The organism is Virgibacillus dakarensis (assembly GCF_900155625.1).
Taxonomy (GTDB): domain Bacteria; phylum Bacillota; class Bacilli; order Bacillales; family Amphibacillaceae; genus Lentibacillus_C; species Lentibacillus_C populi.
This window is the reverse complement of the sequence record NZ_LT732553.1, coordinates 366,403-392,359: the sequence shown is the minus strand read 5'-3', so window position 1 is coordinate 392,359 and position 25,957 is coordinate 366,403. Positions and strand designations below refer to the sequence as shown.

Below are 25,957 nucleotides of genomic sequence, written 5' to 3'. Positions count from 1 at the left end.
ATTTTTTACTTTTCGGATTATATTTCTGGTATGATTACATAAACATACTTATCAAAATAAGGGGGGAGACAATGAAAGCAACTGTTATTGGTATTTTGGCAGCTTTGTTTTTTTCCGTAACGTTCATCCTGAATCGGGCGATGGAGCTTGAAGGGGGCAGCTGGGTATGGAGTGCTTCACTACGATTTATCTTCATGCTCCCAATGCTCCTTCTCATCGTTGGTTATCAAAAAAATATAAAACCGGTTTTGTCACACATAAAAAAAGCGCCTTTTTCATGGATCTTATGGAGCACAGTCGGATTCGGATTATTTTATGCTCCGCTAACCTTCGCGACCATTTATGGACCAGGCTGGCTCGTTGCAGCAACGTTTCAAATTACAATTATTGCTGGATCATTGCTTGTTCCATTTTTAAATAAGGGAAAAAAACAGCGTATCCCGATACAAAGTGTCTTCATTTCCTTAATCATTCTGTCCGGAGTTGTTATGATGCAACTGCAACACGCAACCTCGGTACCGGTCAAAGCTGTCTTGTTCTGTGTAATTCCGCTAATCATTTCAGCACTCAGCTATCCGCTCGGAAATCGAAAAATGATGCAAGTTGTTAATGGTGAATTAACTACCTTTCAGCGTATTCTTGGAATGACTATCGCAAGTATGCCATTTTGGCTCATTCTGTCGATCTATGGAATAACCTCCCATGGTCTTCCTAGTTCGGGGCAAATAACGCAAACATTTATTGTAGCCATAACATCGGGAATTATTGCAACGGCATTGTTTTTTTATGCAACGGAGCTTGTTAATCACGATAATCAAAAAATGGCAGCTGTTGAGGCAACTCAATCTGGTGAAGTCGTATTTGCTTTATTTGGGGAGCTAATTTTTTTGCATGCACCTTTGCCAAACTTGTTTTCATTCGCTGGTATGGCGCTTGTTATGATAGGAATGATGTTACATAGTGTAATATCCGCACTGGGAAACCGAAAAAAGATGCAGCTATATAAGAAGGTTTCAGAGGGGAGTGAATAAAGCGCTATGGAAGCGAGTTAGATTACTCGTTCCATAGCTAATCCGACCATTCCAAAAACTCCAGCCTGTTCCCAAATGGATCATCCAGATAAAACCTGGTGGCACCAGGCAATTTATCATCCGTTTTAAACGCTACATTCTTGGCGTGTAAATATTGCTTCATGGCTTCCAAATTTTTTACCCGAAATGCTGGATGTGCCTTCTTTGCCGGGTGAAAATCGTCTTCCACACCAATATGTACATGAACCATTCCAAATTGAAACCAAACACCACCTCGATTTCTTAATGATACCGGTTTTGTAACCTCTTCAAAACCCAATAAATCCCCGTAAAACTTGCGTGCAGAATCCTCTCCACTGATCGGTGCTGCCAACTGTACATGATCGATCTGTTCAACCTTAAATAGCATTTGCTCATCTCCTTTCCCTTTCCATGATACTGTTCCTGATAAGAAATGCATAATACTATTTTTGAATCGGAATGTAAAAGGTACACTTATTGCAAAAATTAAAAGACCAGTTCTAATTAGAACTGGTCTATCACATTTAGTAGTTAACAGCCACAATTGCCGTAATTGTTATACAAAAGTTTTAAACCACCACTTCACAAAGTGGGTGTTTGCAGAAGCCTTCCTGTCTTCCGCTCTTTGGCGGCTCGACATTAGAGCTCCGATCTAAAACTCCCTATTCTTACATTAGAGGTTAAAACTTATTATGATTACGAACATCGTAGCTTGTATTTATATAGTACAACTTCTTCCACTACATTTCAATGGTATTTTTGCCCATTTTTATTTATCACACTAGGTAAATAGGATTATTAAATTTTCTAAAATATGTTAAGTGTGATGTTTTCCTGAATCTCCGCTAAAATAATAGTTCATATACCTCGTTCAGTTCCTTTACCCGTTCATCATGCTGCACATTTTTAGCGTAAGCGATTTCCCTTTTTAAGATAGCATCCAAATATCCAATTTCATCATCATCTAAATCCTTTACAAACTCACCTTCACTTGTATAATTTCCAGATTCCAGCTTGTGATAAATTTTTTGGGCCATGTCATTTTCTATATAGTTGGATACGGATTCACGCAAATAATCTAGTGTGTGATCGATTGCCTCCACCTTCTTGCCTGTCTATTATAGTTTCGTGTTGCTTTTTTTCGCTCTTTGTTCGAGCTGGGATTTAGGCCGCTGTTCTTCCATATCTTCCGTGAGCCCCTGTGGATTAACGCTGGATCTAACCCGCTTTTTATTCCAATTATCCTGCTTCTCGCTCATAACAACACCTCCAGTACGTAGTGTTGCAAAAATTACTCTTTTTATTCGGCTTAGATGTAAATATATATTTACATCTTAAAATCGATGTGATATAAATAATGTAAGGATATCTTTACATTTAAGGATGATATACTATGCCGGTAAGAAACAATATACGTAAAATTAGAAAAACCAAAGGAATTACCCAACTTAAGATGGCCGAAGATCTGCAGGTAACACGGCAGACATTTACAGCTATTGAAAATAACAAGTATAACCCGAGTTTAGAACTGGCATTAAAAATTGTGGATTATTTTGACGTACCAATTGATGATGTTTTTATTCTTGAGAAGGAGAGGAGAAAATGAACAAGGGAGAAAAAAAGGTGGTTTTCATGGAAAAATGGGGTTCGATCTATATACAGCTTTGTACGACTTTAGGGGCGCTTTTAGGAACATATTTAGTTTATATTTTTCAGGGCGAATTTGTATATGAAGTAATTATTGCAGCAATTTTAGTAAATGTTCTTTCCACAATCTTTCATTTGATAAAATTAAGACGCAAGAAAGATAAAACTCCTGAATATGATGAACGGACAATTAGTAATGTGTTTAAGTACTTTGCCATTAGTTCATTTATTTTTCTTGGGGTTCTGTTTATTTTCCTAGGGGGAATTACATTACTTGGACATGAAAGTATATCGATTTTATATTTATGGATATTTTTCTTTGCCTACATTTGGATTATTGGTTTAGGGGTTCTGTTTGTGAAGCACCGCTAGCGCTGTTTTTTTTAACATAAAGAAGGAAGAAGCGTATTAGGGCTACTTCCTTCTTCCTTTATTTCACTCTCGTAAGCAAACCCTACCTGAGCACTGTCAAGGTTTATTTGTACTTAGTACATCATACTGCTCTCTCAACGACCACTTCAGAACCTTACCGCTCGGATTTTTCGGTAATTCATCGGTAAAATCTACATGCTTTGGCACTTTAAATTTTGACAGTCTAGCTCGGCAAAATTCGATTACTGCTTCTTTCGTTAAATTTTCTCCCGACTTTGGAACGATAATTGCAGTAACAGCTTCGATCCAATATGCATCGGGGATGCTGATGACTGCTACTTCGGAAACACCGTCCATCTGGTAAATCATTTCCTCAACTTCCCTGCTCGAAACGTTGACACCGCCTGTATTAATCATATCCTTTTTCCGGTCCACAACTGTCACATAACCTTCTACATCCATTACTCCAAGATCACCGCTATGGAACCAGCCGCCGCGAAACGCTTCAGCCGTCTTTTCCGGATCATGCAAATAGCCTTGCATTGCATGTGGAGTGCGGTGAACAATTTCGCCGATTTCCCCGCGAGGTACCTCATTATCATTCTCATCAACAATTTTCGTTTGAACGTTTAATGTTGCTGTTCCTGCAGAACCCAATTTTCGCAATTGATCTTCCGGCTGCAATGCAGTCGCAAGAGGGGCAACTTCTGTTTGACCGTAAAAGTTCCAGAAACGTGTATTTGGCAGCCGTTCAGCAAGTTCCTTTAAAATTTCCCGCGGCATAATTGCAGCACCATAATAGCATTTTTCCAACGTCGATAAATCACGCCGATCGAAATCCGGGTGGCGCAGCAGGCTAATCCAAACTGTTGGTGGAGCGAATAGCTGTGTTGCCCCCTCTTCCTCTATTGTTTTTAAAATAACTTCGGGACTTGCAGCACCTAAGATAATTCCGCTTGAACCAACATAAATACTTGGACCTAAAAATACATGAAGTTGGGCGCTATGATAAAGTGGCAATGCGTGAATGGCGATATCACGCGCCTCCATTTTCCCGTCCACAATACTGCTAACGTACTCACTTATCAGACTTTTATGGGTCAGCATAACACCCTTGGGCCGAGATTCCGTGCCGCTTGTATACAGAACATGAGCAAGCTCGTCGTCCATGATATCCGCTTCAACAAATGCTATTGGTTGCTCCTTGCGAATAGCTGATAACAGCTCCCATGAGGATAGCTCATTTGTCCGCTCACCATCAACCGGTACATCCATTAAATACCGATGCTTAATTTTAGCGCTTCCTGCTGCCTGATCAAGTACAGGTGCATATTCCTTCGAGGCAATGAATCCGGTTACCTCAGCATGCTCGATAATATATCGCACATCTTCACCAGTCAGCATATAGTTAATCGGGATCATCACAGCACCAATCCGGGCCAAGGCAAAATTTACTGCCACAAAGTCCAAACTATTTTTGGACATCACCGTGACCATCTCACCCTTTTCCATTCCTTTTGCCAAAAATCCATGTGCTGTCTGGTTCACCAAATCGTCCAATTCTGCATATGTCAATCGTTTATCCTCATATTTCACAGCAAACTTATCCGGTGTCCTATCCCTGGTCCTAGCCAGTATATCACCTAATGTGTTGCGTCTTGCCCGTTGCAGCATGCTTGATAACTGATCATTTACATTTACTGAACCTTCCATTCTCCCACTCCCTAACATGGATTTTGCTGTTCCATTTTATTGGTGTGAATATTCCATTTCTTATTTTATTTTAGATAATTGTGATTAGCAAGTACATAATTTAGTTTTGAATGATAAACTTCAAGTGTACCGAAGCTTATACCTTTACCTTCGCAACCATTGAATCAGACTCTATCACACCATCTTTCATATGAATGATGCGATTGCCATATTTCGCCGCTTCCTGGGAATGTGTAACCTGAACAATGGTTATTCCTTTTTCCTGATTAATTTTGCGAAATAGCTCCATGATTGCTGTCCCCGATTTACTGTCTAAATTTCCGATCGGTTCATCTGCCAATATTACCTTAGGATTAACGATCAAGGCCCTGGCAATGGCAACACGCTGCTGCTGCCCTCCCGACAATTCTCGTGGTGTAAAGTTTCGCCGATCCGTTAATCCGACAATTTCCAGTTTTTCGTTCAGTTCGTCTTGATAATCCTTGCTCTTTTTTCCATCCATTGTTATGGGCAGTAAAATATTTTCTGCCACTGTGAGATTCTGTACTAAATTATAAAACTGAAACACAAATCCAAGCTGCCTTCTTCGTATCATGCTTTTCTTTTTATCGTTCATTTTGTTAATATCTTCCCGTTTAAAATATACACTTCCTGAAGTCGGGACATCAATACCGCCAAGTAAATAAAGCAGTGTACTTTTCCCACAGCCTGATGGCCCCATGATCGAGACAAATTCACCTTCTTCTATGGCTAATTCCATACGCTTAAGGACCGGTATCTCACGTTTGCCAACATAATAGCTTTTACATAATTGTTCTGTCTGAATAACACTGCCCACAAAATTAACCCCCTAGTAAACTATTCATACCGTAATTCATCCAGTACATTCATTTTGACAATCTTCCTGACGATAGACAGTGTTGATAAAGCTAGTAACACAAACACGAGTCCACAAAGAAGTGCAAATAATGAATAATTAAAATCAAACTGGATGACCAAACCAATTGCATGCAGAAATTTTGTTAACACAACATTCATTAGCAGCCCACCGGCACACCCAATCACGACAACGGCGATAAACGTCATGACCATTTCATAAAATAGCATTCTGACAATCTGATTTTTACTCATACAGACAGAGTAGAGTACTGCAAGCTCTTTCCTTCTCTGTCTGTATGACACGGTAAGATTGTTAGTAATTCCTAATAAGCCGACAATCAATCCCATTAAAATAACCGCTTTTATACCCACTAACAATGTATCAATCGTACCTTTCTGGGATGCAATCAACTCATCAAATGTGTGTACATCAATAGTTGCATCAACGTACTTATCTTTAATCGCTTTTTTAACCTGATCTACATCATATCCCTGATCCACTTTTATGGCTATTTCATTATGGCCTCCATCAAAGTAATCATTAAAAAATTGCAAATTTACCAGCACCGATGATTTGCTTGATGTAAAACTTGCACTGTCCATTAGTCCGGCAACAACCATTTCCACATAATCTTCATCTTTATGAAGCGGTTTCCCCTGTTCAGTTAATGGCAGGAACTGGATGGTATCGCCAACAGCTACATCATATTTTCCTGCTTGATATTGATCGATAATGACACCATTCGGCAATGTGGCGATTTTTTTCATGGCATCATCTTTAAACACTACGCCCGAATAAAATGAATTAAATTTTTCAATGTTATCAATGCCAACTACACCAAACTCACCATGATCCCGGTTTATTTGATAGCGGGCCAAGCCGATATATTGTTTCGAAATATCGGATACACCATCTACTTTTGCTAACTCTTGCTCATATGCGGCAGGGTCCTTCTCTAAATTGCCGATCATCACATCCGAGTCCCGTTTTATGATATCGCTTATATAATGATCAAGCCCGGCACTCGTAATCCCTACCACCATCAGTAACAGGACGACGACAATGATCATACTGGAATTATTGGCAACCATCTTATTATTTGCAACACTTTTGATTCCCAGCGCCATTTCACCGTTTGCACTACCCGCAACTAGTGTACTGCATAGTTTGACGATCATATTTATGAACAGCTGCATCAGGAGTACAATCGCAATGAACAACATTGCTAAGGCGACCAACCCGAAGGAAAGACTATCCTTCGTATTGAAGAAATAAACAACGAAGGCACCGACAAAGAAAAATACCCCAATTATTTCCGTTATGATAGATCGTTTTTGAACTGTATCAGGAGTATTAAGAATAATAGCTTTCAATGGTTTTCGATTTGCTTTTAAAATAGGCAGCATACTGACAAAAGCTGGGAAAAACATTCCAAAAACCAAAGCTGCTGTGATAAAGCTAATCCGGTATTCCACTACAGTTGCGACACCAAACTCCTTATACTCATTGAAAAAGTCAGCTATCGAAGGCAATAAGAAACATCCCAGCCCAATCCCTAAGCCAGCACCTATTCCCCCATATAAGATAAATTCCAACAAAAGAATTCCATTCATCTTCCGTTTACTAGTTCCTAAACTGCGAAACGTTCCCACAACAGGCATCCGCTCAGCAATGATAATTTTAGCTAGCGATGAAATGACATATGCGCTAATTAAGACAATAATAACAATAGCTAGAATCATTGCGGTCATGAATGTTTCGTCATCCCAATTGGCAGAAGATAACGAACTTGCTTTTTGGATAGAGAAGGCTGGATTTTGATCAGATAAACGGCTAATCTGTTTATCTAAATCTTCATCAGAAATCTGCAACAATGTACTCGATAGCCTATCTTCTTTACCAAAAACCTTGTTGAGCTGACTTTTGGAAACAACTAATTGAATAGTATCGATTTCCGAATAAAAAACTCCATTCGTTTCACTTATCGCTCCAACTGTGTATTTGTATGTTTTGTCCTGCAAGGAAACCTTAATCGTGTCACCTAAAGATAAGTGAAAATCGGATGCTGTTTTTTGACTGATCATTGCGGTGTTATGATTCAGTTTAAAATCTTTTACCTTGTTTATCGGTTTGACTAATTCCATTGTCGATGCTTCATTTAAATCCATGCCAGTCATGGAAACCTGCAAATTCTCACTATTTAATTCACCTTTACCAGTTGCGTTAATCATATCCACCCGTTGTTCTACTCCGACATCGCTAATGTCCAGGTCAGCCACTTGATAAAACGGTGATCGATCATCAGAAGCTTTTGTAACAACAATATTGGCATTTCCATAGCTTCCCTGTACCATTGTTGTATATGTATCGTTCAATATCTGATTTACACTAAGTCCAATAAATAAAACAGCAGTTGATAATAAAATGGCCAATAAAACAATTGCTGTTCTGAGCTTCTTTTCGATAAGGTTTCTAATGATATGCTTCACGATACTCTGCAAATTAACCCCCCCATTTCTTATGATTTTGTAATGTTGATCTTTCAATATTAATTGACTTTATTGTAATATCCTGAAGATTTACAGTGCTCTGCTTCATGGCGATATCGGGAATGATCTCATTAAGCTAAAAATATTGCACCATATACCAACGCCCCAAGCACAACATATACTGGACTAATGCCCCGTTTTTCCAACAATATGTATCCACTAGCAACTAAGATGGCCGTGTGGATCCAGCCAATTTCCGTGTAGGAATCAAAAAAGAATTCGTACGTCATTACGCCTAATAACACAGCAATAGTGGGGCGGACAATTTTCGTCAGCCTTTTTACTTTTGGTGAATCTTTATATTTTAGTAATAGCCCTAATAGTGCAATCATCATAATTAATGACGGGGCTACAGAAGCAAAAAGACCAACAAATGCTCCAAGAATTCCCCCTTGTTCATAACCTATGTAGGCAGCCAGCTTCGTTGCAATCGGCCCGGGCAGTCCGTTGCCAAGTGCAACCATTTCACTAAATTCATTTGTAGTAAACCAGTGATAGCGATCGACAACCTCATGTTCCAATAACGGAATTGTTGCGGGACCACCACCATACCCCAGTATATTTGACGTAAAATTAGCTATAAATAGTTGCCAATAGATCATGATTCACCCGCCTGTCTTTCTTTCTCGCTGCTCTTCGAAAACAATGCTGACAAGATTAAGGCAATAATAAGAAACGCCGGATGAATTCCCAATACTTGCATTACAACAATACTAATGATCGTCAAAATAATGGTGGCACCCCAGCCCATCAGTGTTCTCGATTTTTTTATAAAGTCCCATGCCAAAACACCAATCATGACACCGGCAATTGGCAAAACCCCTTTAGCCATTCCCTGAACCCAGGGAACATCCTTGTAGGCGTTTAATACAGTTAAAAGCAATATCATTAACAATGCGGTTGGCAAAACCGTAGCAATAATGCATGTGATGAGTCCCCAAAAACCTTTCAGACGCCAGCCAATATAGCCGGATAGCTTTGTATTGATCGGTCCGGGTAAAGTATTGGCAAGTGCCAGTATGTCCGAGAATTCATCATCCCCCATCCACTTGTACGTTTTTACAACTTCCTTATGCATTAATGGTACAGCCGAAAGTCCGCCGCCATATCCAAGCATTCCTGCACGGAAAAATCCAATAAATAAATCCTTGTGCATCCCCTGATCACGACCTTTAGAAAGTTTCCAGATTAGTTTGGTATTTGTTCTTTATGCTATATTACCAGAGCGGCGGAAATTAATCATCGGTAACGGGGAAATTTTTTTGTGGAAATGATTATTGAAAATTTGGTTCGGATAGTATTTTACCGAATTCGGACAGTATTTGATCATAATTGAACAGTAATTGTATGAATTTGGACAGTATCTTACGAGTTTTGGACAGTAAATGACTCTTGTTCAACAGTGAACAAACCCTAGAACACTAATTCCCGTTACAGGATAAGCACAAACGCATAACAAAACCTGGCTCCCTTTTTGATCGCCAGGTTTTTGTCCATCATGTCATTTATAATTAATCATTGATGCATACGTATCCGCATCAAGCCGTTTAATAATCTCTACAAGAAGCCTCACACCATTTTCAATATCCTGTTTACTTGCCAGGGAAACGTGGCTATGCATATAACGGATTGGGGCTCCAATTACGATAGTTGGGACACCCTCTTTGTACATATGGATTTTCCCGGCATCAGTCCCACCACCAGTTATCACTTCAATTTGATAGGGGATATTATTGTTCCTGGCTGTATCGATAACCAAATCACGAAAACGGGTATTCGGAATCATGGAGGCATCAAGAAACGTAACAAGCGGTCCTTTTTGTAATGCCGGATGCTTAATATCACCACTGCTTGTCCCCGGGGTATCCTGGGAAACACCGACGTCGAGGACAATCGCGATATCAGGATCGATTGCATATGGCGAAGTTTCTGCTCCTCTCAACCCTACTTCTTCCTGAACATTTGCTCCAACAAAAAGCGTATTTGGATGATCCATACCATCTAATTGTTTCGCCACTTCTACGGCCATATAGCAGCCAATCCGGTTATCAAGCGCCTTCGCCAGAACCGTATCATCATCAGGTAATCGTTCATAAGGGCAGATAGGAACAATCGGATCACCAACACAAACACCCCACTTTTCAACCTCTTCCTTACTATGTCCCCCAACATCAATATACATTTCCCGGATTGGAAATACTTTTTTCCTCTCTTCCGGCTGCAGCAAATGCGGTGGCTTCGAACCAATGACTCCGGTGAATTTTTTTCGCTCAGTTATAACAGTTACACGCTGTGCCAGTAATACTTGATCCCACCAGCCGCCAAGCGGAGTAAAGCGAAGAAATCCGTCCTTTGTAATACCGGTAACCATAAAGCCAACCTCATCCATATGACCAGCAAGCATAATACGCGGACCACTGGTATTCCCCGTTTTTTTTCCAAAAAGACTCCCTGTATGATCGTACAGAACCTCACTGCATACTTGATCTAGCTCTTTCTTCATGATCTGTCTTACTTCATTTTCATAACCGGAAGTACTTTGCGCCTGTGTTAACTCTTTTAATAGTTCCATCACTTCACCTATTCATATCGTTTTAGGTTTAGTATGGATGGTGGTACATGGATTATGCATATCTTCAAAGTCTACTACCGATGCACCTGGAAAAAATCCTATATACAAAAAATAAAAAATATGGTATATATAAAGAAATAAAAAAATCAAGAAAAAAAGAAATAAGTATATTTTTTGTTTGGAGGGAATAGAATGAATGTAACGAAATATGAAGTGGAGAGAAGGAATATGGACTACTCTGAACGCAAAAAGCAAATAAAACGGATTCGGGTTTCATCTGCCCACCAAATTACCATCCCGCAAAAATTTTTCGAAAAACTGAACATTACAGATGAGGTTTATGCTGAGTTTACCGGTGATGCCATCATCATTCGTCCTGTACAAGAAGAAGTGGATTTTTCAAAGGAAATCATTGAGGATATGATTCGTGAAGATGTACCAAAAGCATACTTTGCTGAGGAATTTGAAAAACGAAAAACAGCAATCCGCAACTCTGTCCATCAAATTAAGAAAGATGCACAAGAAACACTTGATGATATAAGAAAGAATGGGTATAAAGATCTAACCGATGAATTATTTGGAGATTTGAATGATGGGAAATGACTTATTACGGGCAGTTTATATGAATCCTATCAAAAAAACTATTAAAAAAGAAAAAAACAAAGAGTTAAAGAATATTTATCTGTAAACAATCAATTTAATCAGACATGATCCCTACATCGGTGAAATGAAAAGTGGGGATCTCGCTGGTATATACTGCTTTGATTATAAATATCAGGGAACTAATTACGAACTTGCCTACCGAATTGAAGAAGATGAACAAGGGGAAATCATTTTCCTTATTATGACTGGAACCCGAGAAAATTTTTATCATCAGCTGAAAACGTATTTAAAAAATTGAAATCGTCCCCCACTGTTAATAAGATGAGGGACAGGCCTTCAAATAACCTTATCCGGATTCAAAACACCGTCCGGATCCAACGCTTGCTTAATCTTCCGCATGACAGCAAGTGCAGGACCGTGCTCTTTTTCCTGATATTTTCGTTTACCGACACCAACACCATGTTCCCCGGTACATGTGCCGCCGCGGGTAAGTGCATAGTCCACAATCTGTTCGTTAACAACGTTCGCTTTTTCAATATCTTTCGGGTCATTCACATCGATCATTAATAGAATATGATAATTTCCGTCACCGACATGGCCAACGATTCCGCCGGCGAGACCCGATTTTTCAACAGCCTTACGTGCATCTTTAACTGCACCGGCAAGTTCCGAAATCGGCACACAAACATCGGTTACCATCTGTTTTTTCCCAGGATGGCCATGTATATAGGCGTATGCAGCATTATGCCTCGCCTCCCAAAGACGATTTCTTCCCGCTGTATCGGTTTCAAATTCGATATCCTGACAATTTCGATCAAACACGATTTCTCTGGTAAATTCAACATCCTGCTTAAGCCCGGCTTCATTTCCGTGAAACTCCAGGAACAATGTTGGTACCTCTTTATAGTCCGTATCACTAAAATGATTCATTTGCTTAATTGACTGTGCATCGGCAAGTTCAACCCGGGCAATCGGAACGCCAGCCTGCAAAATAGCAATAACCGCCTCCACCGCATCCTCAACACTAGTAAATGAAGCTCGTGCAGCCATAATATGTTCTGGAATTCCGTAAACTTTTAATGTCAATTCCGTGAAACAGCCTAATGTTCCTTCTGAACCAACAAAAATACCATTCAGATCATATCCGGATGACGATTTCGCTGCCAAGCTACCGGTATGTATGATCGATCCATCCGCAAGCACGACCTCCAAATCTCTTACCTGATCACGCATAATTCCATATTTGACCGCAGTTGTTCCACTTGCATTTGTTGCTGCCATTCCGCCAAGCGTCGCATCTGCCCCAGGATCAACGGAGAAAAATAACCCGTATTTTTTCAGCTCTTTATCCAACTGTGATCTTGTTACTCCTGGCTGTACGCGAACTAAAAAATCCTTCTCCCTTACCTCCAAAACCTTGTTCATTAAGGAGAAATCCACAACGATGCTTGACTTATAAGGAATAACGTTTCCTTCTAAACTCGACCCGACACCAAAAGGAACAACCGTTGTAGTATACTTGTTTGCCAATTTTACAACCTCGCTCACCTCTCGTGCACTTTCCGGAAATACAACCGCTTCCGGCAAATGCGGAGTATGGTAGGACTCATCCTTGCTATGCTGCTCTAAAATTGTTTCGTTATCCGATACCCGATCCGCATCCAATGCTTGCTGTAATTCTTCAAGAAGTTTCAAAACAGACATCCCCTTTTTGATATGTGAATAATCTAATATTCTCTATTCTTATCATATCATATTACCGCTTCTCTCGGACACTTCTCATTTAAGTTATGAGTATGTATTTAACCCTGACATCTGCCCAAAATCATTTTTTATAGTACCCATTTTTATTGCCCTGAATATAGTGAAAATGACTAGTTTAAGGTGAATGTTTAAAAGTACTGGTAAAAATGATACACCGAATTTCTTCTCGGTCCTTTTTATCTTCATTTTAAACACATATTTTAAAGGAGGAAAATTAAAAGAATGGAACAATCACGGAAGCACCGCCCAGAGCATCTTGCTTGGCATGAAACGCTTGAAATACATGAACTTGTCGCTTTTCAGTCAATTGGATTGATGAAATTAAAAAGTTCAGTAGGCGAAGTAAAAGACAACATGCTCCGAAACCTTTATGTCCAATGTATTAAAGATATAGAAAATAATATTAAGGAGCTTGTCCAGTTTTATTCGCTGGCACCTCGGGAAGACGATGAAGAAAGAGAGTTCCGAAACCTTGGAACCGGATTCTATGCAGGTGACCTGCTAATTTTGGCAAAAACCTCTGTAAAAAACTATGCAACAGCAATCACCGAAACGGCAACACCAATGTTACGGGAAACATTAATTAAACATTTGCAAAAAGCGATTGAAGCCCATGCAAACGTATTTTCCTATATGTATGACAAAGGCCTTTATCCCGCATATAATCTAGAAAAATTGTTAAAAAATGATTTAAAAAATGCCAATATGGCGTTACAAATGCATTATAAATAGTTTAGTTATGTCCATGTTCATTCAATTTAGGAGGTCGGGGGCAGTTAAGTTCGTGGTTGCAAGCATATAACTGTCTTCCCCCTGCTTAGTTAAAGAAATTGCATTGTGACAAAACAACTTTAAAGTAGAAATTGATCCTAATGTACGTGACAAAGAGATAATTAGTGCTGTACTTAACTCCTTGAAAACTAAGGGGGAGTTACAGCCCCTTAATGCGTGACTCCCCTCTAAAATAATTATAGAGGGGACTTTAATTCTATATCATGATTTATACCATGTTAATTTTAAAAATAAATCCGCTTCCTTTGATTTGTCCGTCTCATTTTTGGCGCCGTATAACCATGCTCGAAGATCCGACCCTTGCTCATTTTACAATAGGCAAGTAATGAATCGAGAATACCATCATACTGGTTAACAGCATGTTGAAACACGGTTGCTGCAACACGTGCATCCTCCAATGCATGGTGATGGTCAAATGCTATCCCATGATGGGCCGCAACCGTGTTTAATTTATGATTGCTTAAATCCGGCCACACGCGTCTTGAAATATTCGCTGTACAAAGATAATCCAGCTCCGGATAGGCTAAATGGAAATAATCCAGTGTGTTACGGATGACACTCATATCAAAGCTGGCATTATGAGCGATTACCAGATTATCGGCAAGGTATTTATGTAACGTCGGCCACAGTTCCGCAAATGTTGGCGCACTTGCAATATCACTTGGTGTGATACCATGAATAGCGATATTAAATGAACTGAATTCCATTAACGGATTGATTAGGGTGTAATACTCATCAATAATTTCATGTTCATTTGCCACTACAATACCAACCGCGCACGGACTGTGACGTTTGGCATTTGCTGTCTCAAAGTCAATAGATGTGAACTGCACAATTTCGCCTCCTTATTAATCATTGGTATATGATCGGCCGCTTCATACGTTACATGTACCGGCCGATTTCTCATTCTTCCCGGTAAACCACTCTCGTTCCACATATTATATCATGAAGTGCTTTCTTTTCCTTATTCCAGCCTGCCATCATGAATCCAATCAACAACGGAATTGCAGAAATAACATAGGCAAATGCTCTGCCAATCGATTTCAATAAACTGATCTGTGTCATATCTCTATAGTTCAACACTTGAATCTGACATATCAGTTTTCCCAGTGAACCTTTGAATTTACTACCGGTAAAAATGATAACAAAAATAACAACATAAATAAGATTCGCGATGTCCTCTGATCTTGAGGTTTCCTCCAATCTATTGTTAAAAAACTCCTGATCGTTAAGCAGAAGCGCAATTAAAAATGCCATTAGCATCGTGATGACACCATCAATGAAATTAGCAAAAAACCTGATCCAGAATCCTGCTGGCTTGTAATCTTCCACGTTCAACACCTTCCATTGTCAGTAGTACCTTTCATTAAAAATCCAATGGGTATCATATTATTATTATTATAACAGTCTTGAATTGGCTAACGAAATGATAGCTTCTTTGGAGAATAAGCTTTTTTACTTTACCAATCCATAATTTTTTCTTGACTTTTTAAAATAGGGATTGTAATGTATTGATTAATATTAAAAAATTCCATATGCAAGATTCTTATCCAGAGAGGTGGAGGGACTGGCCCTTTGAAGCCTCGGCAACAGACTATAAAGGATGTTCAAAAAGTTACCAAAGAAAAAGCGAACACCCACTTATACAAGTACTGTGCCAATTCCAGAAGCATTATGCTTGAAGATAAGAAGAGTGGTCAAATCAAATCGTGAAGCCTCTTCTTATTTTCAAAGGAGAGGCTTTTTTACGTTTTAATTAGGTTCCCTTAATTTTTTCCAGGAGATGATGACATGACAGAGAGTAGTATTGAAACCAGATTAGTGCAATTAGGTAACAACAGTGACGAAACGACAGGCGCCGTCAACCCACCGATTTATTTATCAACGGCCTATAAGCACCATGGGCTTGGCAAATCAACCGGATACGATTACAGTCGGACCAAAAACCCTACCCGCTTTCTTTTAGAAGAAGGGATTGCAAACTTGGAATCTGGTGAAAGAGGTTACGCCTGCAGCTCCGGTATGGCAGCAATACAATTAGTACTTTCCTTGTTCCGTTCCGGTGATGAGCTAATAGCTGTTGCGGATATTTATGGCGGTACCTATCGTTTGCTTGAGCACTATGCCGATACCTACCAAATCCAAACAACATATAGTAATTTTACAGAGATCCCGGAGACAGAACAGCTTATTACAAATAAGACAAAGGCAATATTTATCGAAACGCCTACAAATCCCTTAATGCAAGAGATCGACATTAATCTGGTTGCGGAACTTGCCCGCAAGCACGATCTTTTACTCATTGTCGATAATACATTTTTAACGCCTTATCTACAACGTCCATTAGAACTAGGAGCTGACATTGTGATTCATAGTGCCACCAAATATATTGGCGGGCACAACGATGTGTTGGCTGGGTTAGTTGTTGCAAAGGGAAAAGAACTTTGTGATAACTTGGCTACTTTTCATAATGCATCGGGTGCTGTACTTTCCCCTTTTGATTCGTGGCTGCTAATAAGAGGGTTAAAGACCCTTTCCTTAAGAATGGAAAAACATCAGGAAAATGCCAGAAACCTTGCCACATTTTTAGATGATGAACCTAACGTAACTGATGTGTTATACCCCGGAAAAGGCGGAATGCTTTCCTTCCGTCTCAAAAAAAGTGAATGGGTTGATCTATTTCTACAGCGGTTAAAACTCATTACTTTTGCGGAAAGTTTAGGCGGAGTAGAGAGTTTTATAACATACCCGGCGACACAGACACATGCTGATATCCCAATCGAAGAACGAACAAAGCGCGGAATTGATGATCGCCTGTTACGTTTTTCCGTCGGGATTGAGCAAGTGAATGACCTAAAAAAGGATTTGCAGCAGGCACTTACTAAATTAGCAGAGGTGGAATGAAGTTATATATTCTGGAGGATCGTTTTAAGAAAAGCGCAAGCGCCCGTTTAGCAACGTACAAACTGGAGCACTCCGCAATGAGATAAAGGAAACATGCCCCTGCAAAAGGGGTATGCCGACGTTGGCCGCAAAGGCCGTTTTTAGTCGGCCTTCCTTCTCCCCGAACCGATGTTGACTTATCGTAATGAAGGAGTGTGAAGTTTGCTAGTTGCTGGGCGCTGGAGCTGGACATGGCCTACTCTAACGTAAGCAGAATAAAGCCTGAATTTTCATACTTTTATTTACTTTTAAACATAAGAAACAGCCTGCATTGGAGGCTGTTTCTTTTATTATTTATTAATAAAGCTTTTGTCAACGAAACCGGTAAAATCAGGTTTTTCTTTAAGAAATTGCAGATCATAGGAGGAATCTCCGAATGCCTGGATTGCCTCCTGGTCGATGTCATACACGAAATCTGTTCGCGCCCACGCACTTTCCATTACATCATGATCCAGTTTTTGACCTGTTATTTCATCAATACTTTTAATTGTGATATCAATCGCTTCTTCTGGATTTTCATTAATGAACTCAACTGATTCCTTATGCGCATCAATCAGGTTCTGGATAAGTTCCGGATCGTTTTTAATCATGTCGGAGCTGGTAACGAACACTGCTGCAGGTAATGTCTTGCCAAATGAGATTTCATCTGAATCAACGACAACGTTCGCACCCACCTCGGCTTCTAAAACAGATGCCCATGGTTCCGGGGCAGTGGCCACATCAACATCACCCTTCTCAAACATCGTTGTATATTGGGCCGGCTTCCCGGTTACATGCTTCATGGTTCCACCAGTTCTATCAGAGGTAATCCCTAATTTTTTCATGTAGGTTTCAAATTGAACATCATGTGTACAGCCAACACGGGGAGAAATAAACGTTTTCCCTTTTATATCTTCCACTGTTTTAATACCACTGTCTTCGCGGGATACAATAACTGTTCCGCCGGTTGATGATGATGCAACAACCGTAACATCTACACCGGAAATGAAATTATTCATTGCAGGTCCTGGACCAACAAGACCGCCCTGTATTTCTCCTGTTGCAAGTGCCGTCATAAATGCGGATCCATCGGGAAATGTCCGATATTCTACCTCGACATCATCACCCAGTTGATTTTCGTACATCTGCTTTTCTTTTGCAATCATTGCTGGCGCATGATTCAAGTTAGGGAAATAGCCAATGACGACCTTTTGCTTGTCACCGGATGAACTGGAAGCGTTAGAGCCCCCTCCGCACGCACTTAAAATGAGTAATACACCCATCATGAAATATACAAACCCTTTTTTCACCATCAAAACCCCTCTCCACTATTCATTTTTGATCTGTTATTATGCTGCTTCTTCCAAACCCCAACGTCTTAATACCTTATTTTCGATCCGGTGAAAGACAAGCTGATCGACAATAGAACCAATTACACCAATGATCATAATAATTCCAATGACGAGACTCATGTTATTAAAGTCGGATGCATAGGAAAGTGTATATCCTAACCCCGGACCTGTACTTAAAAGCTCGGCAGCCATTAAAGCACGCCAGCTAAAGGCCCACGCCAGACGTACACCGGTTACGGCATGTGGAACAGCGGCCGGAATGACCACTTTGAAAAATAAATCCAATCCTTTTGACCCCATTGTTTTAGCAGCTTTCAAATAAATTGGCGAAACATTTTTTACTCCAGTCCGTATGTTCATCGTCATGACAAACGTTCCACCAATAACAACGACAAATATGATCGATGTTTCTCCAAACCCAAACCAGATAATGGCTAATGGAACCCAGACAATACTTGGAACACTTTGGAGTGCCAGAATCATTGTTCCAAGCGTCTCATCGGCTGTTTTCACTTTTGCCAGTAAGACCCCAAGCCCTGTTCCGATCAAAATAGCAAGAAAAAGACCGATGAACAAATGCCGGAAACTTGCCGTAATATCGTAGACAAGTGTCATATCCTTGAAGCCTAAATACAGTTCGTTTACAACCGAAAAAGGGCTGGGTATCATTGACTCTGGCCAGACACCTAATAATACAATTCCTTGCCAGACTAAAAGAAGAAAGACGAAAAACATGATTCTTTTAATGACTACCGGCATAACTGAGCTCCTCCTGCATTACTTTGTCTATTTCTGATTTTAAAACAGCCATTACCTTTTCCTCTAATTTTGCCATATCTGCTTGTAATCGCGGCCTGCCGAGGTTTACATTAAAATCCGAAATAATTGTTCCTGGTCTGGCGCCCATGATGATAATTCGATCAGATAATTTAATCGCCTCCCGAATACTATGTGTCACAAAAATGACGGTTTTTTTCGTGTCCAGCCAAATCTTTTCTATTTCGTCCTGCAAAATGCTTCTTGTTTGTTCATCCAATGCGCCAAACGGTTCATCCATTAATAACAATTCCGGATTCATCGCAAGTACTCTTGCAATCGATACACGCTGTTGCATGCCCCCGGAAAGTTCATGCGGATAATGTTCCGGAAACTTACTGAGCTGCACCATTTGCAAATATTTATCGGCAACGCTTAACTGCTCTTTTTTGGCCATTTTTTTCCGTAGCGGGAACATAACATTTTCCCTTACATTCATCCAAGGGAACAAGGCAGATTCCTGAAAAACTACCCCTCTATCGGGACCCGGTTTACGTATTTCCTCTTCTCCCAAATAAACAGATCCCGACGAAGGCTTCTGTAAACCGGCAACCATTGATAACAGTGTTGATTTTCCACATCCGGATGGTCCTAATAAAGAAACGAACTCCCCTGCTTTTATTGTTAGATTAATATTGTCCAAAACTAACAATGGGGGGTTTAGCTTATTTTCAAATTGCTTTGATAATGCATCTATCTTCAAATCCATTGAATGCAGCCCCTTATAGATAATAATTCCTATCCAATTAATATGAATTAAAATGTATTTTAGCACGATATTCATCTTTTTCCAATAGGTAAATGCCTAATAGCCTAAATATTTTTAGATAAGAAAAGCGCAAGCGCCCGTTTAGTGGCGTATGTGCTGGACTGAACCGAAGGAGATAAAGGAAACACGGTGAGCTGAGGCCTACAGGACGTAGGTCAGTTCGGTGTTGCGACAGGACGTCGCGGTTTTAACCGAACTTCCCCTTTTACCGATGTTGACTTATCGTACGGAGGCGGGTGTTGTCCACTAGCCGCTGGGCGCTGGAGCTGGACATGGCCACTCTTGATCATGAATTAATATCGCTAAAAATTATACTTTACTTATAAAAAGGAGACAAAAGGTTATGAATATCGGGATGAAATTTGTTATCATATAGTAAACCACTAGGAATTATTATGTAAAAATATATGTACACAGGGAGCTGTTTTATATGAAAGTTGCGCAAAACATGACAGAACTGATTGGCGAAACACCTGTTGTCAAATTAACCAAACTCGTCCCTGAAGGAGCTGCAGATGTTTTCATCAAATTAGAATCGTTTAACCCGAGCAAAAGTGTGAAGGACCGTGCAGCCTATAGCATGATCAAAGTTGCCGAAGACATGGGGTTAATTAAGCCTGGGGATACAATTATTGAACCAACCAGCGGCAATACCGGGATTGGTCTGGCGATGAATGCTGCAGCAAAAGGATACAAAGCCATCATGGTCATGCCGGATAATAGCACTTTGGAAAGAAGAAATATCTTAAAAGCCTATGGAGCTAAGGTTGTCCTGACCCCTGCAGATGAAAAAATGCCTGGCGCAATTAAAAAAGCACAGGAACTACAAAAAGAAATTCCTGACAGCTTTATCCCACAGCAATTCGAAAACGAGGCAAACCCGGATATTCACCGGACAACAACAGCACTAGAGATATATCAACAAATGGATAGGAAATTGGATGCTTTTGTTTGTACAGCCGGAACAGGTGGAACGATTACTGGTACAGGCGAGGTTTTGAAAGAAAAAATTCCAGGGTTAGCCATCACCGTTGCCGAACCAAAAGGATCACCTGTACTTTCAGGAGGAGAACCAGGCAAACATAAATTAGTTGGAACAAGTCCGGGATTTATCCCCGAAATACTTAATACCAGCATTTATGATGAAATTATGCAAATAGAAGACGACGATGCAGTTAACATCTACAAAAAACTTCCACGGGTGGAGGGACTCTTTATCGGGTTATCCGGGGCAGCAGCCGTTTATGCGGCAATTGAGGTTGCCAAACGTTTAGGAACCGGGAAGCAAGTACTCTGTATGGCACCGGACAGCGGGGAACGTTATTTGAGTATGGATTTGATTTAAAGTCTATGACAACTAACCAATGAATTATCGGTGCTGTTATAAATTTTCGATATTTCTCTTGACATTCGTTCGTTTCCCCGATATAGTATGGATTAAGTTTTTAATTAAATATGAATTTTCTTATCCAGAGAGGTGGAGGGACTGGCCCGTTGAAGCCTCAGCAACAGACATTTGTACTGTGCTAATTCCAGAAGCGTTAGGCTTGAAGATAAGAAGAGCTGTTGATGTAATAACGAACCCTCTTCTTACTGACAGAAGAGGGTTTTTGTTATTGGTAAAAACCAACTAAACAGGGAGGAATAAAAATGAAGCGAAATTTGGAAGAACGTCTACGTGATGGAACCGTCATTGCAGGGGAAGGCTATTTATTTGAATTGGAACGAAGGGGGTATTTACAAGCTGGTTCCTTTGTTCCCGAAGTAGCATTGGATAATCCTGAAGCGCTTAAACAAGCATACAGGGATTACATGAATGCGGGTTCCGATGTTGTATTGGCTTTTACATATAACGCGCATCGGGAAAAGATGCGCATTATCGGTAAAGAAGAATTGCTCGAACCATTAAATAGAAACGCAATCCGTTTAGCGAAAGAGGTTGCCAAGGAGCATCCGGTTGAAGAAGCATTGGTTGCCGGCAACATTTCCAACACTAATCTGTTTGATCCGGAAGATCCGGCATCAAAGGAACGGGTTCGGGGCATTTTTGCAGAAATGGTGCAATGGTGCAAGGAAGAAGGAGTTGACTATGTTAACGGGGAAACATTTTATTACTATGAAGAAGCGTTAATCGCCTTGGAGGAAATTACGAAACAAGGATTACCGGCTGTCATTACGTTTGGACTGATGGGCGAGAATATTTTAAGAGATGGCTACACGGTAGAAGAAGCATGCAAATTCCTTTCCGCAAAAGGGGCGCTCGTTGTCGGGATGAATTGTTTCCGTGGGCCTGATACGATGCAGCCATATCTTGCTAAAATACGGGAGCATGTCAATGGCTATATTGCCGGTTTACCGATCCCTTATCGAACATCAGAAGAGCACCCAACGTTTTTCAACTTGCCTGATGGCGGATGCAGTTGTCATTTACCGTTAGAAACGACTTTTCCGACCGCGCTAGATCCGCTTTATCATAATCGCTATGAGTTGGCGACATGGGCAAAAGAGGCAAAGGGTATTGGCCTTAATTACATTGGCCTATGCTGTGGGGCATCCCCAGCAATGCTGCGTGCCGTAGCAGAAGCTGTTGGTGTTGAAACCGTTAATTCCAAATACTCGCCGGACATGGAGAAGCATTTCTTGTTTGGAAAAGACAAAACATTGAAACAGCATAATTTGGACTATCGCTTAAAGGCCTAATAGGATGTTCAAATTTTACGAAGCAAACATGGGGTGATCTTTTTGACAAACGAATTACTGAAAGCTGTTCAACTTATTAAAGAAAAAGAGTGGGTTGACCTGACACATGCTTTTGACCCGGAATCGCCACACTTTTCCGCATTTGAAGCGGCTAAATTTGAAACATTATTCGATCACGATGACGGATTTTTTGCCCAACGGTTCACATTTCCCGGGCAATATGGCACACATCTTGATGCGCCAATTCACTTTGTCCGCAACACTAGATATTTAGATGAGCTGGATTTAAAGGAATTCTTTCTACCGCTCATTGTGATCGATAAATCCAGAGAGGCAGCGGAGAATCATGACTATACGTTAACGGTTGAGGATGTAGTAGCGTTTGAAGCGGAATACGGAGAAATCGAACCGGGTTCATTTGTCGCATTGCGGACGGACTGGAGCAAGCGCTGGCCTGATCAGGAAGCGTTCGACAATAAAGATGCTGATGGCAATAATCATGCTCCCGGATGGTCATTGGAAGCTTTGCAATTTTTATACGAAGAAAGAAAGATCAAAGCGGTTGGTCATGAAACTTTTGACACTGATGCTGCTATTGATTTTCAAAAAAATGGATCCCTCTTAGCGGAATATTATGTACTTGACCAGGACACCTATCAGGTAGAGCTATTAACCAATTTAGATAAAGTGCCTGCAACAGGTTCCATCATTATTAATATCGTGCCAAAGGCAAAAAAGGCATCGGGATTTCCGGTACGTTCGTTTGCGATTTTACCTTAGGAAGATCTGATTATTCGTGTGAGGATATGATAACAATTTAAGACATTTTCCATTCAAAACCGGCTTTCTTAATAAGAAGGCCGGTTTTTTATGGAGAGTAGTATTCATTTGAAATACAAGTTTGTATTCCGCATTCGGGTTGATATTCTCACTCCCTGGTCTGTACTTCTTGCTTTCGAGTTGATATTCTTAGCTCCTGGGTCGATAGAAATCTAAACCAAAAATCCTCATTTTTCTTCTGTTGTTTTATACAACTAAGTTTTCAGGTCTGCCATCTATTCTTTAAGCACGAACTTGCCCATTGCCATAGATGAAAAATTTGCTTGATGTTAATGCATGTAACCCCATAGGTCCTCTGGCGTGCAGCTTCTGTGTACTGATGCCGATTTCTGCTCCGTAACCGAACTCGGATCCGTCTGTGAATCTGGTAGACGCATTGTGATAGACAGCTGCCGCATCAACGTTTTGTAAGAATCGACTAGCGTGTTGGGCATTTTCTGTGATAATTGCCTCGGAATGTTTTGTGCCATATTTGTTTACATGCTGGATCGCCTCTTCACATGTCTTAACCTGTTTAACACTAACAGATAAGCCTAGGTATTCCTTGTACCAGTCTTCTTCCGTAGCTGCCTTGGCATGAGGAAATACGGAACAGATCCAATCGTCCCCGTAAATTTCCACATTCTTTTCATGAAGTTTCTGCAAAAGCTCGGTTCCATACCGCTTAAACCACTTCTCATGCAGCAAAAGCGATTCCACTGCATTACAAACAGATGGTCGCTGTAATTTCGCATTTAATACAATTTCCTCCGCCATTTGCTGCTTGGCTGTTTCATCGATAAAAATGTGGCAATTGCCTGCACCAGTTTCAATGACCGGAACACTAGATTCACGAACGACTGTCTCGATTAAATTTTTTCCGCCTCTAGGAATCAAGACATCCAAATAATCATGTAAATGGAACAACTCTTTTGCCATCTCTCTGCTTGTATCCTCGATTAATTGAACGGCAGCAATGGGCAACGCACTTTTTTCCAGTGCCAAATGGATGGACTGAACGAGTGCCCGATTGGAAAACTTGGCGGAAGAACTTCCTCTTAGAATTACTGCATTTCCCGTTTTCAGGGTAAGTGTTGCGGCATCCATTGTCACGTTAGGACGTGCTTCGTAAATCATCCCGATAACACCAATCGGAACCCTTCTTTTTTGCAGTTGTAAGTCATTTTCTTTTTCAATCGTTTCCAGTATTTCACCGATCGGATCTTTCTCCTGAACCAACTGGTAAATCGCCTGTGCCATGTTATGAATTCGATCTTCGTTCAGCATAATCCTATCAAGCACTGCCTCAGGAAGTCCATTTTGTTTTCCTTCGTTAATATCCTTTTCATTTTCATTAAGAATCGTATGTTTGTCTGCCAGCATTTGCTCCGCAATTAGACGCAGTGCTGTATTTTTTTCCTCTGTGGTCACTCCTGTTAATACAAAGCTTGCTTCTTTAGCAGCTTTGCCTTTTCGTTTTACCTCCGTCACGATGTTTCCCCTCCTATTTTTTGTGCTTTTACCCAGCCATTTCGATGAATAACCTCGACAAATGGTACATCAGATCCTGCTCCATCAATTACCTTTTTTAACACTTCAGAGGAACAGCTTACCTCCCCCTTCCCCAACAAACCTCTTGAACCATATACCTTAACCACATCTCCTTTTTGAAATGTTCCGGTTACTTTAAAAATACCCGCGGGCAATAGACTTTTTCCATGAAATAAGACCGCCTCTTCTGCCCCATGATCCACGTATATTTTTCCTAACGCCTCTGAATGCAGCGCGATCCATTGCTTCTTGGTATTAATGGTTCTTGTGTTATAATCGGAAATATACGTACCATCCCCTTTACCATGTAATATATCAAGTAGCTTATTACCCCCCTTTCCACGGCCGATGAATACCGGGACACCAAGGGAAATTGCTGTTTTAGCTGCCTGTAGCTTAGACTTCATGCCACCTGTTCCAACTTTTGAACCAGTATTATCAAAACCGGCAATCATGTCATCTGGAATATTTTCCAAAAAGTCAACCCTTTTCGCAAATGGATTTGTTCGAGGGTTTACATTATAAAGACCATTAATATCCGTTAAGATCATTAACTGGTCCGCATGAATAAACCCGCTGACAAGAGCAGAAAGCATATCATTATCGCCAAAAGTCAACTCTTCAACCGCTACCGTGTCATTTTCATTAATGATCGGTAATATTCCTCGCTCCAGCAGCTCTTCAATAGTTGCAAATGCATTTCGATAGCGGTCCCGGCTGGAGAAGTCACTTCTGGTTAAGAGAATCTGGGCCGGAATAAGATGAAATGCGCTTAATTTATCGATGTAAGCCTGAATTAATAAACTTTGCCCAACCGCTGCCGCCGCTTGTTTTCCTTTAATTGTGACCGGTCTTGAGGAATAGCCTAATTTGATAAAACCTGCCGCTACTGCTCCAGATGATACTAAAATCACTTCATGTCCTGCTTGACGAAGTGCAGCAAGTGCATTGACATGGTCAGTAAATTTCTCTTGATCAATTTCTCCTTTATCATTTGTTAATGAACTGCTGCCGATTTTTACAACGATTCGTTTTTTCATTTTCCATTGCTCCTGCTTACCATTTTTTCAGATATAAAAGAGCC

At 40.4% G+C, this 25,957-nt stretch carries 27 protein-coding genes, 1 other RNA gene and 2 riboswitches; of the genes, 10 read left to right on the top strand and 18 right to left on the bottom strand.

Going from position 1 to position 25,957, the window contains the following annotated elements; translation table 11 throughout:
- Window positions 1–71: 71 nt before the first annotated feature.
- A complete protein-coding gene (locus CZ382_RS02035) occupies window positions 72–1,031 on the top strand; it encodes a DMT family transporter (protein ID WP_088049575.1) in 960 nt (319 codons plus the stop codon).
- Window positions 1,032–1,068: 37 nt separating this feature from the next.
- Here the strand turns inward: CZ382_RS02035 and CZ382_RS02030 are convergent, their stop codons facing one another.
- The 4 genes from CZ382_RS02030 to sspL all read right to left on the bottom strand — a co-directional run bounded on the left by CZ382_RS02030 (window position 1,069) and on the right by sspL (window position 2,311).
- Window positions 1,069–1,440, bottom strand: a complete 372-nt coding sequence (locus CZ382_RS02030) for a VOC family protein (RefSeq protein WP_088049574.1) — start codon at window positions 1,438–1,440, stop codon at window positions 1,069–1,071.
- Between the two features lie 143 nt (window positions 1,441–1,583).
- Window positions 1,584–1,769, bottom strand: a non-coding RNA gene (ssrS, locus tag CZ382_RS02025) — 6S RNA.
- A 128-nt stretch (window positions 1,770–1,897) separates the two neighbouring features.
- Complete coding sequence (locus tag CZ382_RS02020; protein WP_088050948.1) at window positions 1,898–2,146, bottom strand: sigma-G-dependent sporulation-specific acid-soluble spore protein CsgA; 249 nt, start codon at window positions 2,144–2,146, stop codon at window positions 1,898–1,900.
- Window positions 2,147–2,170: 24 nt separating this feature from the next.
- The gene (gene sspL, locus CZ382_RS02015) at window positions 2,171–2,311 is read right to left on the bottom strand and encodes a small, acid-soluble spore protein L (protein ID WP_088049573.1); all 141 of its coding nucleotides are present in this window, start codon (window positions 2,309–2,311) and stop codon (window positions 2,171–2,173) included.
- Between the two features lie 134 nt (window positions 2,312–2,445).
- Here sspL and CZ382_RS02010 point away from each other — a divergent pair, with 134 nt between their 5' ends.
- On the top strand, window positions 2,446–2,658 hold the full coding sequence (locus tag CZ382_RS02010) for a helix-turn-helix transcriptional regulator (RefSeq protein ID WP_088049572.1): 213 nt from the start codon (window positions 2,446–2,448) through the stop codon (window positions 2,656–2,658).
- A complete protein-coding gene (locus CZ382_RS02005; protein ID WP_088049571.1) occupies window positions 2,655–3,071 on the top strand; it encodes a hypothetical protein in 417 nt (138 codons plus the stop codon). Before CZ382_RS02010 ends, CZ382_RS02005 begins: the two co-directional genes overlap by 4 nt.
- Window positions 3,072–3,167: 96 nt before the next feature.
- Here the strand turns inward: CZ382_RS02005 and CZ382_RS02000 are convergent, their stop codons facing one another.
- The 6 genes from CZ382_RS02000 to CZ382_RS01975 all read right to left on the bottom strand — a co-directional run bounded on the left by CZ382_RS02000 (window position 3,168) and on the right by CZ382_RS01975 (window position 10,785).
- Window positions 3,168–4,784 (bottom strand): acyl-CoA synthetase, encoded by a 1,617-nt coding sequence (locus CZ382_RS02000; protein WP_235000375.1) that lies wholly within the window; start codon window positions 4,782–4,784, stop codon window positions 3,168–3,170.
- Between the two features lie 136 nt (window positions 4,785–4,920).
- Window positions 4,921–5,622: an ABC transporter ATP-binding protein gene (locus CZ382_RS01995; protein ID WP_088049570.1), complete on the bottom strand. Its 702-nt coding sequence runs from the start codon at window positions 5,620–5,622 to the stop codon at window positions 4,921–4,923.
- Between the two features lie 20 nt (window positions 5,623–5,642).
- Window positions 5,643–8,165, bottom strand: a complete 2,523-nt coding sequence (locus CZ382_RS01990) for an ABC transporter permease (protein ID WP_140392712.1) — start codon at window positions 8,163–8,165, stop codon at window positions 5,643–5,645.
- A gap of 119 nt (window positions 8,166–8,284) precedes the next feature.
- Complete coding sequence (locus CZ382_RS01985; RefSeq protein ID WP_088049568.1) at window positions 8,285–8,815, bottom strand: chromate transporter; 531 nt, start codon at window positions 8,813–8,815, stop codon at window positions 8,285–8,287.
- Window positions 8,812–9,369: a chromate transporter gene (locus CZ382_RS01980; RefSeq protein ID WP_088049567.1), complete on the bottom strand. Its 558-nt coding sequence runs from the start codon at window positions 9,367–9,369 to the stop codon at window positions 8,812–8,814. Before CZ382_RS01980 ends, CZ382_RS01985 begins: the two co-directional genes overlap by 4 nt.
- Before the next feature lie 345 nt (window positions 9,370–9,714).
- Window positions 9,715–10,785: a M42 family metallopeptidase gene (locus tag CZ382_RS01975; RefSeq protein WP_088049566.1), complete on the bottom strand. Its 1,071-nt coding sequence runs from the start codon at window positions 10,783–10,785 to the stop codon at window positions 9,715–9,717.
- Window positions 10,786–10,977: 192 nt separating this feature from the next.
- On the opposite strand from CZ382_RS01975, the gene CZ382_RS01970 reads away from it, so the two are divergent.
- Both CZ382_RS01970 and CZ382_RS24105 read left to right on the top strand, forming a co-directional pair.
- The gene (locus CZ382_RS01970) at window positions 10,978–11,388 is read left to right on the top strand and encodes an AbrB/MazE/SpoVT family DNA-binding domain-containing protein (protein ID WP_088049565.1); all 411 of its coding nucleotides are present in this window, start codon (window positions 10,978–10,980) and stop codon (window positions 11,386–11,388) included.
- An 88-nt stretch (window positions 11,389–11,476) separates the two neighbouring features.
- Entirely contained in the window at window positions 11,477–11,686 is a 210-nt protein-coding gene (locus CZ382_RS24105; protein WP_327365195.1) for a type II toxin-antitoxin system RelE/ParE family toxin, read from the top strand.
- Between the two features lie 38 nt (window positions 11,687–11,724).
- Here the strand turns inward: CZ382_RS24105 and CZ382_RS01960 are convergent, their stop codons facing one another.
- Window positions 11,725–13,092 carry an FAD-binding oxidoreductase gene (locus tag CZ382_RS01960; RefSeq protein WP_088049564.1) on the bottom strand — a complete coding sequence of 456 codons (1,368 nt, stop codon included), beginning with the start codon at window positions 13,090–13,092 and terminating at the stop codon, window positions 11,725–11,727.
- A 282-nt stretch (window positions 13,093–13,374) separates the two neighbouring features.
- Between CZ382_RS01960 and CZ382_RS01955 the strand changes: the two genes are divergently transcribed.
- Window positions 13,375–13,884, top strand: coding sequence for a spore coat protein (locus CZ382_RS01955; RefSeq protein WP_088049563.1), 510 nt, complete (start codon window positions 13,375–13,377; stop codon window positions 13,882–13,884).
- Between the two features lie 284 nt (window positions 13,885–14,168).
- Here the strand turns inward: CZ382_RS01955 and CZ382_RS01950 are convergent, their stop codons facing one another.
- Both CZ382_RS01950 and CZ382_RS01945 read right to left on the bottom strand, forming a co-directional pair.
- Window positions 14,169–14,777 carry a 3'-5' exonuclease gene (locus CZ382_RS01950; RefSeq protein WP_088049562.1) on the bottom strand — a complete coding sequence of 203 codons (609 nt, stop codon included), beginning with the start codon at window positions 14,775–14,777 and terminating at the stop codon, window positions 14,169–14,171.
- A 70-nt stretch (window positions 14,778–14,847) separates the two neighbouring features.
- A complete protein-coding gene (locus CZ382_RS01945) occupies window positions 14,848–15,276 on the bottom strand; it encodes an RDD family protein (RefSeq protein WP_088049561.1) in 429 nt (142 codons plus the stop codon).
- 211 nt (window positions 15,277–15,487) lie between these two features.
- A riboswitch (SAM riboswitch) is annotated at window positions 15,488–15,635 on the top strand.
- Window positions 15,636–15,735: 100 nt separating this feature from the next.
- Here CZ382_RS01945 and CZ382_RS01940 point away from each other — a divergent pair.
- A complete protein-coding gene (locus CZ382_RS01940) occupies window positions 15,736–16,848 on the top strand; it encodes a methionine biosynthesis PLP-dependent protein (protein ID WP_088049560.1) in 1,113 nt (370 codons plus the stop codon).
- Between the two features lie 329 nt (window positions 16,849–17,177).
- Here the strand turns inward: CZ382_RS01940 and CZ382_RS01935 are convergent, their stop codons facing one another.
- From CZ382_RS01935 to CZ382_RS01925, 3 genes are read right to left on the bottom strand one after another with little or no spacing between them, the layout of a single operon-like run.
- Window positions 17,178–18,179: an aliphatic sulfonate ABC transporter substrate-binding protein gene (locus CZ382_RS01935; protein WP_088049559.1), complete on the bottom strand. Its 1,002-nt coding sequence runs from the start codon at window positions 18,177–18,179 to the stop codon at window positions 17,178–17,180.
- A 36-nt stretch (window positions 18,180–18,215) separates the two neighbouring features.
- Window positions 18,216–18,977, bottom strand: coding sequence for an ABC transporter permease (locus tag CZ382_RS01930; protein WP_088049558.1), 762 nt, complete (start codon window positions 18,975–18,977; stop codon window positions 18,216–18,218).
- A complete protein-coding gene (locus CZ382_RS01925) occupies window positions 18,961–19,743 on the bottom strand; it encodes an ABC transporter ATP-binding protein (RefSeq protein WP_088049557.1) in 783 nt (260 codons plus the stop codon). Before CZ382_RS01925 ends, CZ382_RS01930 begins: the two co-directional genes overlap by 17 nt.
- A gap of 490 nt (window positions 19,744–20,233) precedes the next feature.
- Here CZ382_RS01925 and cysK point away from each other — a divergent pair, with 490 nt between their 5' ends.
- From cysK to CZ382_RS01910, 3 genes are all read left to right on the top strand, one after another.
- A complete protein-coding gene (gene cysK / locus CZ382_RS01920) occupies window positions 20,234–21,148 on the top strand; it encodes a cysteine synthase A (protein WP_088049556.1) in 915 nt (304 codons plus the stop codon).
- Window positions 21,149–21,265: 117 nt separating this feature from the next.
- A riboswitch (SAM riboswitch) is annotated at window positions 21,266–21,363 on the top strand.
- Window positions 21,364–21,453: 90 nt separating this feature from the next.
- Window positions 21,454–22,503: a homocysteine S-methyltransferase family protein gene (locus tag CZ382_RS01915; protein WP_088049555.1), complete on the top strand. Its 1,050-nt coding sequence runs from the start codon at window positions 21,454–21,456 to the stop codon at window positions 22,501–22,503.
- Window positions 22,504–22,545: 42 nt separating this feature from the next.
- The gene (locus tag CZ382_RS01910) at window positions 22,546–23,283 is read left to right on the top strand and encodes a cyclase family protein (protein WP_088049554.1); all 738 of its coding nucleotides are present in this window, start codon (window positions 22,546–22,548) and stop codon (window positions 23,281–23,283) included.
- A gap of 282 nt (window positions 23,284–23,565) precedes the next feature.
- Here the strand turns inward: CZ382_RS01910 and CZ382_RS01905 are convergent, their stop codons facing one another.
- Together CZ382_RS01905 and proB are read right to left on the bottom strand one after the other, a co-directional pair.
- Window positions 23,566–24,813 carry a glutamate-5-semialdehyde dehydrogenase gene (locus tag CZ382_RS01905; protein ID WP_088049553.1) on the bottom strand — a complete coding sequence of 416 codons (1,248 nt, stop codon included), beginning with the start codon at window positions 24,811–24,813 and terminating at the stop codon, window positions 23,566–23,568.
- Window positions 24,810–25,913: a glutamate 5-kinase gene (proB, locus tag CZ382_RS01900; protein WP_088049552.1), complete on the bottom strand. Its 1,104-nt coding sequence runs from the start codon at window positions 25,911–25,913 to the stop codon at window positions 24,810–24,812. The genes CZ382_RS01905 and proB overlap by 4 nt, the downstream gene beginning before the upstream one ends.
- Between the last annotated feature and the right edge of the window lie 44 nt (window positions 25,914–25,957).